General features: G+C 30.5%; 15 protein-coding genes and 1 tRNA gene. 11 read left to right on the top strand and 5 right to left on the bottom strand.

The window, feature by feature from the left end:
• On the bottom strand, positions 1-3,279 hold the full coding sequence (locus HY951_00765; protein MBI5538563.1) for a SpoIIE family protein phosphatase: 3,279 nt from the start codon (positions 3,277-3,279) through the stop codon (positions 1-3).
• Between the two features lie 110 nt (positions 3,280-3,389).
• Between HY951_00765 and HY951_00760 the strand changes: the two genes are divergently transcribed.
• Positions 3,390-3,794, top strand: coding sequence for a hydrolase (locus HY951_00760; GenBank protein MBI5538562.1), 405 nt, complete (start codon positions 3,390-3,392; stop codon positions 3,792-3,794).
• Positions 3,795-3,799: 5 nt separating this feature from the next.
• Here the strand turns inward: HY951_00760 and HY951_00755 are convergent, their stop codons facing one another.
• Complete coding sequence (locus tag HY951_00755) at positions 3,800-4,774, bottom strand: methionyl-tRNA formyltransferase (protein MBI5538561.1); 975 nt, start codon at positions 4,772-4,774, stop codon at positions 3,800-3,802.
• A gap of 34 nt (positions 4,775-4,808) precedes the next feature.
• A complete protein-coding gene (locus HY951_00750) occupies positions 4,809-6,230 on the bottom strand; it encodes an AAA family ATPase (GenBank protein ID MBI5538560.1) in 1,422 nt (473 codons plus the stop codon).
• Between the two features lie 239 nt (positions 6,231-6,469).
• Here HY951_00750 and HY951_00745 point away from each other — a divergent pair, with 239 nt between their 5' ends.
• The 10 genes from HY951_00745 (at position 6,470) to HY951_00700 (ending at position 14,922) form a co-directional block, all read left to right on the top strand.
• The gene (locus tag HY951_00745) at positions 6,470-7,318 is read left to right on the top strand and encodes a DUF3822 family protein (protein ID MBI5538559.1); all 849 of its coding nucleotides are present in this window, start codon (positions 6,470-6,472) and stop codon (positions 7,316-7,318) included.
• Entirely contained in the window at positions 7,299-7,832 is a 534-nt protein-coding gene (locus tag HY951_00740; protein ID MBI5538558.1) for an RsmD family RNA methyltransferase, read from the top strand. Before HY951_00745 ends, HY951_00740 begins: the two co-directional genes overlap by 20 nt.
• Before the next feature lie 60 nt (positions 7,833-7,892).
• A tRNA-Asp gene (locus HY951_00735) sits at positions 7,893-7,969 on the top strand.
• Between the two features lie 424 nt (positions 7,970-8,393).
• Positions 8,394-8,960 carry a hypothetical protein gene (locus HY951_00730; protein MBI5538557.1) on the top strand — a complete coding sequence of 189 codons (567 nt, stop codon included), beginning with the start codon at positions 8,394-8,396 and terminating at the stop codon, positions 8,958-8,960.
• 32 nt (positions 8,961-8,992) lie between these two features.
• Positions 8,993-10,075: a hypothetical protein gene (locus tag HY951_00725; protein MBI5538556.1), complete on the top strand. Its 1,083-nt coding sequence runs from the start codon at positions 8,993-8,995 to the stop codon at positions 10,073-10,075.
• Between the two features lie 32 nt (positions 10,076-10,107).
• Positions 10,108-10,812: a hypothetical protein gene (locus HY951_00720; GenBank protein ID MBI5538555.1), complete on the top strand. Its 705-nt coding sequence runs from the start codon at positions 10,108-10,110 to the stop codon at positions 10,810-10,812.
• A gap of 189 nt (positions 10,813-11,001) precedes the next feature.
• Positions 11,002-12,432, top strand: coding sequence for a type IV secretory system conjugative DNA transfer family protein (locus HY951_00715; protein ID MBI5538554.1), 1,431 nt, complete (start codon positions 11,002-11,004; stop codon positions 12,430-12,432).
• On the top strand, positions 12,425-12,910 hold the full coding sequence (locus HY951_00710; GenBank protein MBI5538553.1) for a hypothetical protein: 486 nt from the start codon (positions 12,425-12,427) through the stop codon (positions 12,908-12,910). The genes HY951_00715 and HY951_00710 overlap by 8 nt, the downstream gene beginning before the upstream one ends.
• Before the next feature lie 81 nt (positions 12,911-12,991).
• Positions 12,992-13,903: a relaxase/mobilization nuclease domain-containing protein gene (locus HY951_00705; protein MBI5538552.1), complete on the top strand. Its 912-nt coding sequence runs from the start codon at positions 12,992-12,994 to the stop codon at positions 13,901-13,903.
• Between the two features lie 23 nt (positions 13,904-13,926).
• Entirely contained in the window at positions 13,927-14,922 is a 996-nt protein-coding gene (locus HY951_00700; GenBank protein MBI5538551.1) for a DUF1738 domain-containing protein, read from the top strand.
• Positions 14,923-15,037: 115 nt separating this feature from the next.
• On the opposite strand, the gene HY951_00695 is transcribed toward HY951_00700, so the two are convergent.
• Both HY951_00695 and HY951_00690 read right to left on the bottom strand, forming a co-directional pair.
• Positions 15,038-15,232: a hypothetical protein gene (locus HY951_00695; GenBank protein MBI5538550.1), complete on the bottom strand. Its 195-nt coding sequence runs from the start codon at positions 15,230-15,232 to the stop codon at positions 15,038-15,040.
• A 31-nt stretch (positions 15,233-15,263) separates the two neighbouring features.
• Positions 15,264-16,766 (bottom strand): hypothetical protein, encoded by a 1,503-nt coding sequence (locus HY951_00690; GenBank protein ID MBI5538549.1) that lies wholly within the window; start codon positions 16,764-16,766, stop codon positions 15,264-15,266.
• Positions 16,767-17,217 lie beyond the last annotated feature (451 nt).

Below are 17,217 nucleotides of genomic sequence, written 5' to 3'. Positions count from 1 at the left end.
TTATAAATTGAACTTAATTCCCATTACAATATGGTCGTCAATTTGCTCCATTTCTCCACGCCAGTCTAATGCTTCTTTTTCAAGAATACTGCGCTGTTCTTCCATTGGTTTCTGATAAATTTCAACTAAAAATTCTTTGAATTTTTTATACATATATTTTCTGCCTTTATCTCCACCAAACTGATCTGCAAAACCGTCAGAGAAAAGGTAAATAACATCTCCATTTTGCATATCAAGTTCAGTTCTTGCAAAAGGTATATGCATTTTGTCGTGAAGCCCAATAGGCATTTTATCGCCTTTGTATTCAGCAAGCTCTCCGTTTCTGACTAAATATAAAGGATTATTAGCTCCGCTAAATTCAAGTTTCCTAGTGTTATAATCATATGCAATGAGGTTAATATCCATTCCGTCTTTTGTCTCACCTTCACGTCCCGATTGGTTTAACGACTCAATAATGGATTCCCGCAAATGGTTTAGAACATCATCTGAATGAGTTACTTCAGGCTTTGTTATAATTTCGTTAAGGAAGGAAATGCCAAGCATACTCATAAATGCTCCTGGCACACCATGACCTGTACAATCGGCTGCAGCAGCAATAAGTATATTTGAGCGCTCAATTTTTTTAAGGAAGTAAAAATCTCCGGATACAATATCTTTTGGTTTAAAATAAATAAAAAATTCAAGTCCAGGAGTATTTATTGTGCCTTCTGTTGGTAACAAAGCTTCCTGAATTCGTTTAGCATATCTTATACTTGCTGTAATGTCTTTATTTATTAATTCAATTTCTTTATTTTTATCAAGAATCTCGTCTTTTTGTTTTACGATTTCTGCTGTTCTTTCAACAACAATACCTTCTAATCGTTTTTTGTCAGCTTCAAGTTTTCTGGTATAAAATTTTATGGAAAATAATAAAATAAAAATACCTATAACAACATACCCGACATATGCCCATGTTGTTCTCCACCATGGAGGTAATATCTCAAATTCAAATTCAGCAATGGTACTTTCTATTGCATATATGTTTTGTGCCTTTACTCTGAAAATGTATTTTCCTTCGTATAGATTTGTAAACTCCTTTTTTGTTTCAGTTGACCATGTAGACCATTTTTCACTGAATCCTTCAAGAAAATAGCTATACTTAATATTGTTTTCATCCTCAAAATAAGGAGCAGAAAATGAGAATGTAAGATTGTTGAATTTATATGCCAGTATAGGTTTTAGTTCGTTTGGTTGAATTAAACAGGGTATTCTTGAGCTATCATTACCATTTATAAATAAATTGTAATTTGTTCCATTGAAAAGAGTAGAGTCAGAATTTACAATAACCGATCTAATAAGTGTATTATAGTTTATGTTGTATTTTCTTTTAAAAAGATTATCATAACAAAATAAACCTTCAGATCCACCTATCCATGTGAGCCCATCTGGTTCTGAATATATTACCTGAACAGTCATTTGTGGTAAACGTCTGAATGGAAGCGTGTCAGCTTTATATTCGTTATAATGTTTGCTGAATTTATAAACTCTGTTATCAATATTCATCCATATCTGGTTGTTAAATCCAGGAAAAAATGAAATTATTTTTCGCTTATTTTTATTTAAATTGTTACCAAATTGGTCGCTTGGAATAAATCTATTTTGTTTTTTATCATAAATATAGAACCCATGAGCTGTTCCAAATACAATTCCATTAACAGTATTTGTAACAAAAATATCATTCATTACAGGTAGTCCGTCGTTTGTTGTGAAATTTGTTACTGATCCGTCTTTTGCTAATCTATAAACACCGTTAATTAAACTGCATGCCCATAAATCACCTTCGTTATCTTCTGCTAACCATCTTATTTCATTTGTGATTTTTTCGTGTTGAACAATTTTAAATTTACCGTTAATATAAGTAGCTATTTTAAGACCTTTTTCTTCTCCAAGATATACTGTGTTTTTATTAAATTTAGATACATATAAAGTTTGAATGTACTCGTCTTTTGTATCTTTATTAGTACTTGTATAATTAAAAACCTGATTGTTAAAAATCTCTGAAAGATACCAGCTGGTTCCGATAATTAGGTGCTCTTTCCCGTCAATGTTCATTAATTTCATAGAGTTAATAGATTGCCCTTTGAACTTTGGGATAGTTGTGAATACAGGGAATCCATTTTTATTATATTCTAATTTATATAATCCTAATTCAGTGCCGATATATAAAACACCATTATATCTTATAATGTCATATACAGTACCGGCTAATTTAGACTCAGTTGAGAAATATCTGAAAGGACTGTTGAACTCAAATTTAGAAATACCATTACCAAGTGTTGCCCATAATACGCCCTGGTCGTTACAATAATAAATATCACTAAAGGTTTTTGATTGTACGCCTGTAGAATCTGTATAGTTTTCGATTAATTTACCTTTCTTTTCAGATATTGCTAAACCGGCATTAATTGTTCCCCAAGCATATAAATTGTCATTTATGCATGTACCTGTATATGCAATATTATCTCTTAAAAAATTACTTGTTTTTTCAAACTGGGCATTGTTTTCAGGTTGTGACACGGTACCATCTAAAGTGTTATAAATAATTAACCCATCATAAGTGTAAACTATTAATTGTCCCCGTTTATATGGTAAAATATTAAGAATGTCTTTATCAATAAAATAATCACCGCCTTTAGCAAGTTCAACTTTTTTTCCTGAAAGCTTTAGTAAACCTACTTTCCAGTTCCCGATATAAAGTGTTCCGTCAATATAAAAACTCCAGAAACAGCCGTCGGCTAAGCCGATTGTATCTATTTTTGATTTCTGATTGTAAAGGAATATGTATTTATTAGAGCAAAAATATACCTCGTTCTTTTTGTTTACATATGTTTTCCAGATATTACTGAATTTTATTTTTGATGTATCAAGTTGACTACTTAAAGATTTATATACAATTTTTCCTGATGCATCAGCCTGAAGTTTTCCAAACTCCCCAACAGCACCAACATATACTGTATTGTTTGAGTCAACAGCTAAACACCGGACAATTGAATTGTTTGGAACAGGGATTTTTGCCCAGGATTTTCCATCATATTCTAAAACTCCATTATCATTATTTCCAAAATAAATAATTCCTCTTTTATCGCGAACAACTGCCCAGTTTTGATTGTGTGCTTTATATTCTTTTGGAGAAAAATTTCTAAAGAAAGGAATACCTGTTTTGTTTACCTGCCCAGTTACAAATAAATAAGGCAAAGTAAACAGAATTGTAATAAATAATTTATAAATATATACTTTCATAATATTTCAACCATAAAAGTATAATTTTTAGATTGTAAAAAAAATAGCTTTCAAAAATATAATTTCATATTTTTATGCTTTGATTTTATTATAAAAAAACGATTGATTAAATGAAAATTGCAGTTGATTTTGATGGAACAATAGTTGAACATGAATATCCTAAAATTGGAGAGGAAAAACTATTTGCAATTGAAACTTTAAAGCAGATTCAGAAACAAGGGCATCAACTTATTCTATGGACTTTCAGAACAGGTTCAGAATTAAAGGATGCAGTTGAATTTTGCAAAAAGCGAGGGTTAGAATTTTATGCAGTTAATAATAATTATCCTGAGGAAGTTTATGATTCTACAATTCCAAGAAAAATAAATGCTGATCTTTTTATAGATGATAGAAATTTTGGTGGCTTTGTTGACTGGAGTGTGATTTGGCAATCTTTTAGTAAAGAATCCTTAGATAATTTAGAACAGAAATTCCTTAAAAATAAAAAACCGTTTTTAAAAAGAATATTTGGGTAGAATATTTAACTATTATTTATTTCTTTAATTCTCCATTCTTTAACTCCTCTTTGCCCTCTTAAAAAATCTTCGATACTCATTCTTTTCCTTCCTTCTGGCTGAATATCTAATAAGCTGATTAAACCTCCGTCTGTTGTTATGTAAAAATATGTTTTCCCATCGCTAAGGCAGCTTGTTCCTTTTGAATTGTGTTGTCCTTCAATTATTGCTGATGAGAAAATTTTAATCGTAAAACTTTCTTTTGTGTCAATGTTCTCTATTGCTGTCCAGGCTCCAGGGTAGGGGCTTAAACCACGGATATGATTGTAAATATTTTCAGTTTTTAAACTCCAGTTTATTTTACAAGTTTGCCTGTTAATTTTGGGTGCATTTTTTAATTCCTGACCTGGAATAATAAACTGGCTTTGAGAATAAGATTCGTAACCACCTTCTTCGATAGCATTTACTGTTTTTAATAATAATGCAGCACCTTTTGTCATTAATGTGTCATGGATAATTCCGGCATTATCGGTATCTTTAATTTTAACTTCTTCAAAATTTATAATCTTACCCATATCGATTTCTTTCTCAATAAAGAAAGTTGTAATTCCGGTTATTTTTTCGCCATTTATTATTGCCCAGTTAATAGGAGCTGCTCCACGATAGTTAGGTAACAATGAACCATGAAGATTTATTGTTCCTTTTCCTGGCATTTGCCATACTATTTCAGGTAACATTCTAAATGCAACTACTACAAATAAGTCTGCATTTATTTTTTTTAGTTCACTAATAAATTCTTCATCTTTAAGTTTTACTGGCTGTAATATTGGAAGTCCAATTTCTTCAGCATATTGTTTTACATCACTTTTTTGTGTTTGTAGACCTCTACCTGCAGGTTTATCTGGAACTGTAACAACTGCACAAATATTTTTTCCTGCATTAACTAATGCTTTTAACGATTCAACTGCAAATTCGGGAGTTCCCATGAAAACAATACGCATAATATTATTTTTTATAGTATTCAAATTTAGCTATTTAAATTTCATTTTCAAGAAAATATTTTTCCGGAAAATTAACAAGATAAAGTTTTTCTGTTGCCCTTGTAAATGCAGTATACAGCCAACGTAAATATTCAATGTCCATCTGTTCCTGAGGTATATACCCTGCATCTAAAAATATATTTTTCCATTGTCCGCCTTGCGCTTTGTGACATGTAATTGCGTATGCAAATTTTACCTGAAGTGCATTGTAATATGGGTCAGCTTTTATTTTTTCACTTTTTTTTGCATACGAAGTTTCACCAGCATAATCTTCAAGTACACTATTGTATAAATTGTTAGATTGTTCCTTCGAAATTGAAGGTCCTTCAGATGCTAGTGCATCAAGCATTATTTTAACCCTTAACTCAAGATTTGAATAATCTATTAATTCTATTGTTGCTTCGCAAAACCTAAATCCATGCATTTCTTCAAATTTATGAATACGGCATATTTTTATTATATCTCCGTTAGCAATAAAATTTGTGGGTGCATCATCCGGAAGCCAACTGTAGCTATTTTTTACAACCATTAAATAATCGCCCTGCGAAATTTCTTCTTCTCTGTATAAAATCCGATTTCTTATGCCTTGATTATATTTGTTGGCTTGTTTATTTGATCGGCATACAACCATTGTTTCATCCATTCCATGTTTATCGTATGAGTCATTAATTTTTTCAAGAAAATCAATACCACTTAATCTTTCAACATCTTTAAGTTTTGTAGAAATTAGCAAGTCCTGGTTGTTTTCACTTTCAATTTTTTTTCGAATGCTTGTAGCATTTATTAGTATTCCCATGTCGGCTTCCTGTCTTACTACTTGTTTTAAAGTAGTTTTTGTTGCATTAATTCCAAAACTTTTAATCTCTTGTAAATCCAAAGCCGGACTTTGTACAATTCCAACAGGAGGAAGTTGGGCTGTATCGCCTATTAATATTAATTTACACTCTGGTTTACTGTAAACAAACTGTATTAAATCTTCTAGTAACCGACCTGAACCAAAGGTTGAGTTTTCAAATGATTGATTAGAAATCATTGAAGATTCATCTACAATAAAAACAGCATTTTTTTTATTATTGAAGTTTAAAACAAAGCTTCCTAATCCGCTATTATCTTTTTGTCGGTAAATACGTTTATGAATAGTAAAAGATGGTCTGTTACAATATCCCGAAATTACTTTTGCTGCTCTACCGGTTGGTGCCATTAGTTCGTATGGAATTTTCATTTCTTCCATAGTGTGAGCAAATGCTTTTATTAATGTGGTTTTGCCTGTTCCTGCATGTCCGTCGATAATTAATAGCTGATATTCAGAATTTGGAAGTATGAATTTGCTGAATTCTTTAATTGAATTTGATTGGTCAGTTGTTGGTTCATAACCTAAGTTTCGGGAAACAATATTGCATATATGATCAGTAAGCATTATTAATTATTCTGATTTTAGAATTTTACAAAAATACAAACAATGTCGATAAAGATTTATTTCTTTTCATATAATAGTATACTGAAAATTCTATTGGGAAATAATTTTTATGCTGATGTAAATAATTTTCAAAAAAAACTAACTTTGTAGTTAATGATAAACTGTAAATATCTTTATTGAAGTAATTTAATTGTAATATAGTTCTAAAATGTATATTATTTAAAATCGGGTGAGATAGAATGAAACAGATTTCACTAATTGATGAAACTTTTAATAGTTTAAATTCTGAGCATTACATAGTAACAGTTCAATTGTTGCCTGATAGTTTATCTTATGTGGTGTTTGACTCTGTAAGAAAGAAATATGTTTTATTGAAATATATTCCATATAACAATTTGGAAAATAATTATGGGGAGTTAAAGTCTATTGTAGAAAATGAACCATTTTTGAAATCGAAACTGGAGGGGATAAGAGCATTTATTTTTACTAAAGATGCTACTATTATTCCGGATTCTTTTTTACAAAAAGATAAAATTTCGCATTTTACTTCATTTAATTTTGGTGATTCTGATTATAGTGAGAATATGGTATGTAAGTCATCTTTTGAGTCAAATATTGCATTTTCTTTACCATCCCAAATAAATGAAGTTTTAAGATCAATAAATTGTAATACAGTTTACCCGCTTGCAACTACAGTGTTAACTGAAGCACATAAAGATTGTCTGCAAAAAGATAATTTATCAGGATTATACATTAATTTATTAAAAAATCATGTGCAAGTTGTTGTAATAAAGGATAGCAAACTTCAGCTTTTTAATATTTTTAATTATCAGACGGACGATGATTTTTGTTACTACATTCTTTATTTATTTGATTTATTTCAGTTTGATAAAGAAAAGGTTCCTGTAACAATTTCAGGTATAACTCAAAAGAATGATTCAAGAATTGTAAAGCTCGAACAGTTTTTAAAAAAGCTTCAATATTCTAAATCGAATTCAAAATTTGTTTATAGTTATAGATTTAACGAGATTCCCCAACATCATTTCTCTAATCTTTTTATAATGCCTTATGAGGATAATAAGTGGTAGTAGAAAAGGTAAGCATATTATTCCTCCAAAAGGATTAACAGCCAGACCCACAACAGACTTTGCAAAAGAAGGTTTGTTTAATATTTTAGATAATAAGATCAATTTTGAAGATAGCACAGTGCTTGATTTGTTTAGTGGAACTGGTAGCATAAGCTACGAGTTTGCTTCACGCGGAGCAAAATCTGTTGTCTCAATTGAAATTAATTCCAATCAGGTAGCATTTATTAGAAATGAAGCAGCCAAAATGGAATTAAATATAAAAGTTGTTCAGGCAAATGCTTTTTATTATTTAAAAAAGACTAAAATTAGCTTTGATATTATTTTTTGTGACCCACCTTATGATATATCAGGTATAGATCAAATACCTGATATTGTTTTTGATAACGAATTATTAAATAAGGATGGCTGGTTAGTTTTAGAACATTCAAAAAAATATAATTTCTCTGAACATAAGTATTTTAATGAAAGTAGAAATTATGGAAATGTTCATTTTACCTTTTTTACTGCAAAATAATTCCTATTAGATTTTGAAAAAATAATAATTTTACCTACTTTTGCACTCCTAATCAAAAAAGGTGCGGTAGTTCAGTTGGTTAGAATATCGGCCTGTCACGCCGAGGGTCGCGGGTTCGAGTCCCGTCCGCACCGCCAGAAAAAACTCCTTGAATTTCAAGGAGTTTTTTTGTTTAAGTAAAATTGATTTAATAGTGAATTTATTAAATGAAAAAAGACAAGCATTGTGCTTGTCTTTTTTCGTACCCCGGACCGGAATCGAACCGGTACGGCCTTTGGGGCCACAGGATTTTAAGTCCGCACTACAATAGCTCATTATCAGCAAAATCAGGTATTATATACTTGCATTTTGATACAAAATGGTGCATTTCTGCACCTTATTTCCGCACTCTATTCTGCACTTTTAAAATTATCCTTTTGAACATAAAAGGATATGGAATTGCTATGTTCAAATTAAAACAAAAATTGACGGATTTGACGGTAATGACTAAAAAAGTGACGGTTCAATTTTGGCTTTTGAAAAAATCAGAATCACCAATACTCACCATTAAAAATTAAAATTATGAAAACTACCAAAACCGTATTCATTGAATACAGCACATTCAGAAAGGGTCAACATTTTATAACTGTAGTTCATGTTGAAAAAGGAAAAAGACAAATCATAGGGCGAATATTTAAAGTGTATGACAAAGAGAATGAGAAATATGTTTATTACGCAAAAGACTGGATGGGAAATGACGTTTTTGTTGATACCAAAGAGTTGTATGCCCTAAAGCAAAATTTTATTGAATGCGGAAAAACAATGGCAATGTCAATTCCTGCAGGACCCAACCAAAAAGAACATGATGACTTTCCTTATTCTGAAAAAATCGGAAAGAAACAACCCAAAGAAAAATCATCAAGGGAAAATGAACTGAAACAAATTCGTGGAAAATCAAAACCAACAGAAAAAGACAAGGAAACTAAGGTCGAAAAAGAACACGATGAAAAGTTGGAAAACAAGCACGATGAAAAATACAAAAATGAACAGCCTGAAAAAAGCGAAAGAGAGCAGGAACTTGAACAAGTAAGGGAGCAAAACAATGACAGGGAAAACAATCAGGAAGTTGAGCAGGAAATAGACAGATAATAATTAATAATAACCATTAAAATCAAAATATCATGAAACAAAACTCAGTTACATTTTCAACAGGCAACATTCAAGACCCTGAACTAGAGAATATGTTGCAAAAAGGCTATGTCGTAATTAACGAATTAGCTGCCACAGACGGAAAATTCTATGGAAAAAAGAACCTGCCTGCTCCAAAAGGGGATGACTTTGTCCAGTATACAGGAGAAATTCGAACCAGATGCGAAAAACTCGCAACCGAAGCAAATCATTCCATACAACCTGATGCACATTTTAAAGATGCAGGTATAGAAGCTGAATTTCTAAAAGAAAAAGATAAAGTTCTTGAAAAGGAAATCAAGGAAAAGGAAGATCAGAACCAAATTGATGAACATGAATTAAGAAGTTTCAATCAAACATCATTACATACAAGAATACAATGGGCAATAATTTCAACCCTCATCATTAACATTGGCGAAACGCTTTTTAATACAAAAGCATTTCAGAAAACCGGAGAGAATATGTTGTTTGCTTTGATTATATCAATATGCATTTCCTTTGCTGTATTTATCTTTTCTCACTTGGTTCCATTTCTTTTCAAGGAAGCTAAGAATACTTTACAAAAACGATTTGTTATAATAGGTTCATTTTCTTTTATAACAATAGTTTTTACAGTTCTTGCCTTTTTAAGAACAAGCTACCTTGAAAGTCATGATGTACATATTAACCCATTCTTTTTTGTTGTTTTTAACTTGTTCTTATTTACTGTATCAACACTAGTATCTCACTTTGTTTTGCCATCATGGACTGAGATTAGGCAAAATTCAAAGAATATGAAAATCTATAAAACTATTAAGAAACGCAAAAAGGAAATCGAAGAATTAAAGGCAAAAAGAGAAAAAATTAAAGCAACAATTGCAGAACGGACACAAATGAGAATGCGTATAGCTCAACATGCCAATTATGCTGCAGACAGAATTCGAAAAATGTATTGGGAGTCAATAGAAGTATTTAAAGCTAATAATCTTAAATACCGGACTGATGGTTTAACACCAGATTGCTTCAAAAAACCACAACCCGAGCCGGATATAAAAGACTTCATCTATTCCGTGAATAATATAAGCAATAAAGGATAATTACAAATTCTCAATAATTAAAAAACAACAAAATGAAAACGATTATCACAATCTTAATATCAATTGCAATTATCACCTTAATAACAGGGTGTAATTCGCAAGAGCAAAGTACAACAGCTGTTGTACTTTTACACGATATAACAGATATACACATCGCCCAACCTGACACTCAGGAAATACTTTCCCTGTTCGATTTGCAAAACAAATGGAACGGGGGAATTTTCCAATTTAAAGAATTGACAGATGTAAGCTATAATCAAATAAAGCAAGCAAAGCTTGAACCTCAGAATAAATGGCTCGCAAATGAATTTGACAGAGAAAAAGAAATTAAGAAATTCACTAATGAAGTAGTGAAAATAATAAAGAATCGCTCAAGGTATAATGCAGAAAAAGCTAATTCAGCCATTTATTTCCCAATCGCAAATGAACTTAACAAGTTAAAAAATATTAAAGCCCAAAGGCATATTCTTGTTGTATACAGTAATTTAATGGAGAATGCGCCAGATTTATCTTTTTACAAAAGGGATGATTTTGAGAAATTAAAATCAAATCCTGAACAAATCATACGAATATTTGAAAAGCAAGAAACTTTGGAAACTTTAAATGGAATAGAAGTTTATTTTATCTATCAACCTACAGAAAATATTAGTGATCAGAAATTTCAAATAATATCCGGATTCTATAAAAAACTATTGGAAGATAAGGGAGCTAAAGTAAACATCTCTGCAAACCTATAAAAAGTCAAAACTAAAAAGTGAAAAGTTATGGAAACACTAAAGAAGATACTCTGGTATATGCTAAAACTGGTATGGAAGATATTTCTAATCCTCTTATGGGGAGCCTGTCGTTTGGCTGAATTAATTCTTCAACAATGCAACCAATTTCTGGATAAGATTATTAATAAACAAAAATAACAATTACCACAAATGATTATCGAACAATTTCTCACACTCATCATCAAATTACTCGAAAGTCTTTTCAAATTTATATTTGAATTGATAAAATTTGTTATTACTGCCATTCCTGAGAAGAAAGAAGGCTACAACGCAAAATTTGTCTGGTCAGGAACGCTCCTCTCAAGAAGACATAAGGGTTTTTGTCTGACAGGCATAAAAAACCTGTCTGTAAAAAACTCTTATCAAAATTCAATCATCATAGGAGGAACCGGAACAGGCAAATCAAGTGTAGTCCTTATTCCTTCCATATATTCAACATTAGGGAGCTTTGTTATACATGATCCTTCAGGAGAACTTTTTACAAAAACAGCAGGGTATTTAAAGCAAAAAGGGTATGAAATCAAAGTTTTGAATTTTGCTAACCCTGATAAATCTTCTAATTATAATCCTCTTGAAAGAGCAAAAAGTTCTTCTGAAATTCAGAAAGTAGCAACAATGCTTGTTGAAAATGCACTAGGCAGTAAGTCTAAAGATCCGTTTTGGACTATCCAGTCAACATCATTACTTTTTATGCTTATAACAATATTAAAAAGACAAGAATCTGAATTAACAAATCTATATAATGTAAGGCAATTGTTGAACAAACTCGGAGGTGACCCTGAATATGTAGATAACCTTTTCAGTAAATATGCAGATGATGCTTTGTTTGGAGAATACAAGTCATTTGTAAGTTACGATCAAAAGGTTGTAAGTGGAGTAATTGCAACTTGTAAAGCCGCTCTTCAAATATTCAATGATGAAGCAGTAGCACAAGTAACAGAATACGATAATATGAACTTTGAAGAATTCAGAAATAAGCCAACAGCATTGTTTATACAGAACTCAGTTGCCGATCAAAAGTATTACTCTGTTCTTACTTCCATATATTTTGAACAGTTCTTCGCTTATATACTCTCACGATTTCCGAAAGAAAATGAAAGTGATATCTTCTTATTAATTGATGAAGCTTCCTCTTTATATTTTCCGACTTTGCCACTGGCAGTTGCTAATGTTAGAAAACATCGATCAGGAATAATGTTGTTAGTTCAGGATTTTAGTCAGATAGTACACAGTTACGGAAAAGAAAATGCAGAAGGAATAAAATCCAACTGTTTTGCCAAAATGTATTTTACTGGAACCTCATTGGAAACCTCAAAAGAACTAGAACAAACTCTGGGTAAATTTCAATACCATGATGATAAGAAAAACAAAGTAGTACGAAGTTTAATGACAAATGATGAAATCCGTACTATGAAAGAAAATATGGCAATACTTATTTGCGGACATCATAAGCCTATTATGGCTAGATTAAAACCATATTATAAAAGATTAAAATACCGCAAATACAGTATGATTGAATCACCTGATATTACAATGCAGGACAATCAAACATTACACGATAACCTAGCAACTGATGAGTAGGAAGACCAAAAGCGGATTATGGGAATATCTTGAAAGAACAGGCATTCTTGAAAATGGTACGGATGAGGAGATCAAAGCCGTCAAGAAAGCCTACAGGAAAGAATATTTATTGAAATACAAACAAAAACAAAGAACACATAAACCGGAATTCAATGTTAATTTCTCAAACGAAAAAGGAGAATATAACAAAGTAAAGGAAGCAGCAAAAAAACATAATGTAACTATCACGTCATTTATACGAAAAGCAACCATTGCATACATCAATCAGAAATTTATTGTTCCTAACATTAATCAAATAGCAAAGTTAGAACAATTATTATCCCAATGTTTGAATGAAATTCAAAGTATAGTAAAAGTAAGAGACAGATATTTTTGGGAAAGAGACAAAAGACTGGAGAAAATTGAAAACAGAATAGAAAAATTGGAAATTGAAATCAATGAAGTTTTCAGAAACCCACCAAGGGAAGTTAAAAGTTAAAAAGTTTATTGTTTATAGTTCGTTGTTATTAAAAATACTCTAATTGTAAACAACAAACAAAGACATTAAACATTTTCATTAATGATAATCAAGATCAAATCATATAAGAGACCACAATACAAAAAACTACTTAATTATATGTTGCATGATGAAGGGCGACTTTTTAATAAAGAAAAAAGAAGCTTTGTAATTACCCATAACTTAAGAGGAAATAGCATTAACCAATGGGAAACACAATATATAGAAAACGAAACATTTAGATTAAGAAAAAGGAAAGACAGCGTATTATATACTCACGAGATTATTTCTTTTCACAAGGACGATGCGGAAAACATTTCTTTAGACAAGCTTGAACTTATGGCAAGGGCATATATTCAAATGCGAAAGATAAACGGAATGTTTGTCGCCATCCCACATTTTGACAAAGATCATTATCATATTCATATTTGTGCGTCGGGATTGGAATATCATACAGGAAAATCCCTGAGAATGACAAAAGTGGAATTTCAGAAGCTAAAAAAAGACATTCAGAATTATCAATTAGAACATTTTCCGGAACTCTCAAAATCTGTTGTCAGGCACAATAACAAAGTTAAAAGCAAAGAACAAGAACGAGGTCAAGACAAAAAACGAAGTAAAGAAAATAATGAAGTAACTAAAACCGAAAAAGAGTACCAATTTAAATTAAGAACAGGGAGAGCCACAGAAAAAGAACAAATCATTGGAATACTTAAAACATGTTATAAGGCTGCCGAATCCAAAGATGATTTCTTTAAAAAACTAAATGAATGTGGACTGAAAACATACATAAGAGGAGGAAAAATAACGGGAATAATTTTCGAAAATCATAAGTTTCGTTTGAGCCGGATAGGCTTTACAGAAGAGAGATTGGAAGAACTAAACAGAACATTTAAAAGAGGAACTGAGATAAATAAAACAAGGGAAGTAAAAGATAGAAATGAAAAAGATAAAAACATTAGTCGTAACCTATAACAATTATCAATAAAAATATTAATATGCAAAACATAAAACCTATACACAACCCAAAACCAACGGATGTCTATGAAATTGTTACTAATCGTATCATTGAACATCTTGAGAATGGAGTAATACCATGGCAAAAACCATGGACTGATGCAGGGCATCCGAAAAATCTTATTACCGGGAAAGATTACAGGGGAATCAATGTCTGGCTATTATCAACCCTGAATTATGCGCAAAATTATTTTCTCACTTTTAAACAAGTTAAAGAATTAGGAGGTACAGTAAAGAAAGGTGAAAAATCACAGGAAGTAATATTTTGGAAATGGTTGGAGAAAGAAAATGAAGCAGATGGAAAAACAAAGAAGATTCCATTACTGAAATATTACAATGTCTTCAATATTGACCAGTGTGATGGAATACCAATTGAGAAAATACCGCCAAAAATTGAAAGACAAAATGATCCAATTGAAACCTGTGAAAAGATAATTAATGAAATGCCAAAGCGACCAGATATTAGAACTAAAGAACAACAGGCATATTATCATAAAATAGAAGACTATATAAATATGCCAAAAACTGAATCATTTGTTAGCAGTGAAAGTTATTATGGGGCATTATTTCATGAACTGGTGCATAGCACAGGACATCAAGAAAGATTAGACAGAAGAGAATTAACACAGAGCAAAGGATTCAAAACAAATGACTATGCTGTAGAAGAATTAACAGCTGAAATGGGAGCTTCATACCTAAAATCTTTTGCAGGAATACCCATTGAACAACTTGAAAATAATGCAGCCTATATACAAGGTTGGTTGGAAAGATTAAAGAAAGATAAAAAATTTATAGTTTATGCAAGCGCACAAGCTCAGAAGGCAACGGATTATATTCTTAATGTTAGGAATGAAGAAAGGGAATTGATTTTGGAGAATGACTTGACTGACAGTCAAAAAAAAATAGAAGAGAGGGAAACTGAAATGTGGAATACGAGAAAAAATGTAGAAAAACAAATAGTTGGGATGAAAAGATGAACTTATTTAATAAGTAAAAAGGTTATTTAAAAATTGAAAGGTACAAGTAATTAGATAATAAAAAGGACATTCATGATAAATGTCCTTTGTTTACACAATAATATACTAAATATCATTATCTTACAATAATTTCAGCAGCTCTTGATTGAGCATTTGCCTCAATATTTAGATATTCGTCTCTTGTTTTTTCGACACTATTATTCATTAATTCCATCTCTTTTGAGAATTGCTCTTTCGGAATAATAGTAGCTTTTCCTTGTGTTTTTAATTTTGCTATTACTTCTTGGAATTTGTCTATTTTAGATTCCATTTTTTTGCCTCCTTAAAGGGGGACTTGTTTTTTAGTTTTTAAGGTTTTGATATATTATAAATTCAGTTAAAGGCATTTGTTGTGGTGGTTGTGGTTCATTTGTTATTGGATCAAAGAAAAATAATTGATCATCATAAGCTGCAATAATTAATGGCTTTAAGTCTTTTTTATTCGCGCCTGTTGCATCTAATAAAATTATTCCTTTCGCTTTTTCTGGTTTTTGACTAAAGGAGTCTTTCGTGCCAACTTCAGTTATCCAAATAAATTTAGGCATTGCTATACTCAAAATTATTTCTCTTAAATCTTCTTGCATATTGGATTTTAATGCTAACCAATCTTTAAAAGAACGGGTTGAGGCCAAATAGAATCTTAGTGCAACAGTACTATTATCAACCATTTTCCATGGACTTAAACTAATTAAGTCATATACAAAATTTTTTGCTTCAAATGCATCAAGATATATTTTGGGATATAGCGGAACAACAATATACTCAATTCTATAATTATGAAATACTGTGTTCTTGTAATATTGGCAAGGATTGTCAAAATACGAAGATTGATATGGGGGGTAGTTATCATCTATAATTATAAACTTCTTTTTAATATAATCTAAATCATAAACTTTAATATTATTGAGAGTCTTCGGTACGTTTAATTGATCAAAGTGGGTTTTTTCTAAATTTTCATGTCCGATACATAATACAGCATGCCCAGCACCCTGTGATTTGTGAAGTATTAAAATTAATGGTATTCCACTTTCAATATATGTGCTAGAAATAACAGGAAAATCAGGCCACATATTTCCATTATAGTCTCTTGATGAATATATTTTACTTCCAAATCCAAATTCTTTTAATGCAGAAGATATTTGTCTTACATTTAAACCAATAGAAGGCAATTGTCTCTCAAATGCTACCTTACTAAGAACATTAGTTATTTGAGAAGGTAAAATAGTTTTATATTCAGGATATTCTGTTCCGAAATATTCTAAACATGACCATATTGTTGTTTCTGCACAAGTAATAGTTTCTGTGTCTTGAGAAGAATGAGGAAATCCTCTAACTTTCATTTTTACATAATTTACTGTTGTTTTAACATTAATCAGACGACTTTTAAAAGAATTCTTTTTAAAAGCTTCCGGTGTAATTACACTTCTACCTATGATTGATGGAGGTGTTGGTCTGATAACAATAAATCCTAAAAATTTATTTTTTAGTTCATCTATAGTACTATTATCTCTAAAATCATTAAATTTTATTTCAGAATTAAAAAGCGAAATTCTAATACAATCTTTTTTATCATGATTTAGTTTAGATGAGAAATAATTATAATAACTATCCCTATATACTTTATCAACATATGGGCTTTCTATAAATACCCATATTCCATCATTTAGTGCTTCAATGTATGGATGATAACGATCTTTTACAAGTCGTTCAGCTGTTTGACGAGGTATTACAAAATCGCTAACAAGCATTTCGGTTAAAATGCTTACTGAATTAATAAGGCTTGCTATGTTATAAATAATATTCAATATAAAACTAGACTAGACAAATTCATATGTCGAGGAACATTTTAATATATAATATCATTTTTAAAATGAAATACATACAGCAAGAGTGGAAAACTATTATGCATAGTTATAGAAAAAATATTTATTTTAAACAATTGCAAATAAAATTTATTAACTTTTTAAAGTTAAGTAAAATTAAAAGTGTGCAAAGATATGAAAATTAATGATATGCTAAATAAAAAAAATAATAAAAAATTTTCTGATCCTCGTATTTCAATTGCCTTATTATCAACTGTTCATATAATAAAAATAAAAATAAGTATATTGAATGAGGAATGAAAAATATTTTAAAATGGAAATAAAATAAAAGTGTTTACTTATCGATTAAGTATAAAAAATAGAGTTTAAAGTTTAAGTAATAATAATTTCATACTTTTGTTTTAAACTATCGATAACTCAATATTATCTATTA

The organism is Bacteroidia bacterium (assembly GCA_016218155.1).
Classification (GTDB): Bacteria; Bacteroidota; Bacteroidia; order Bacteroidales; family GWA2-32-17; genus GWA2-32-17.
The sequence above is the reverse complement of the archived record's forward strand: the minus strand, read 5'-3'. Positions and strand labels throughout refer to the sequence as shown.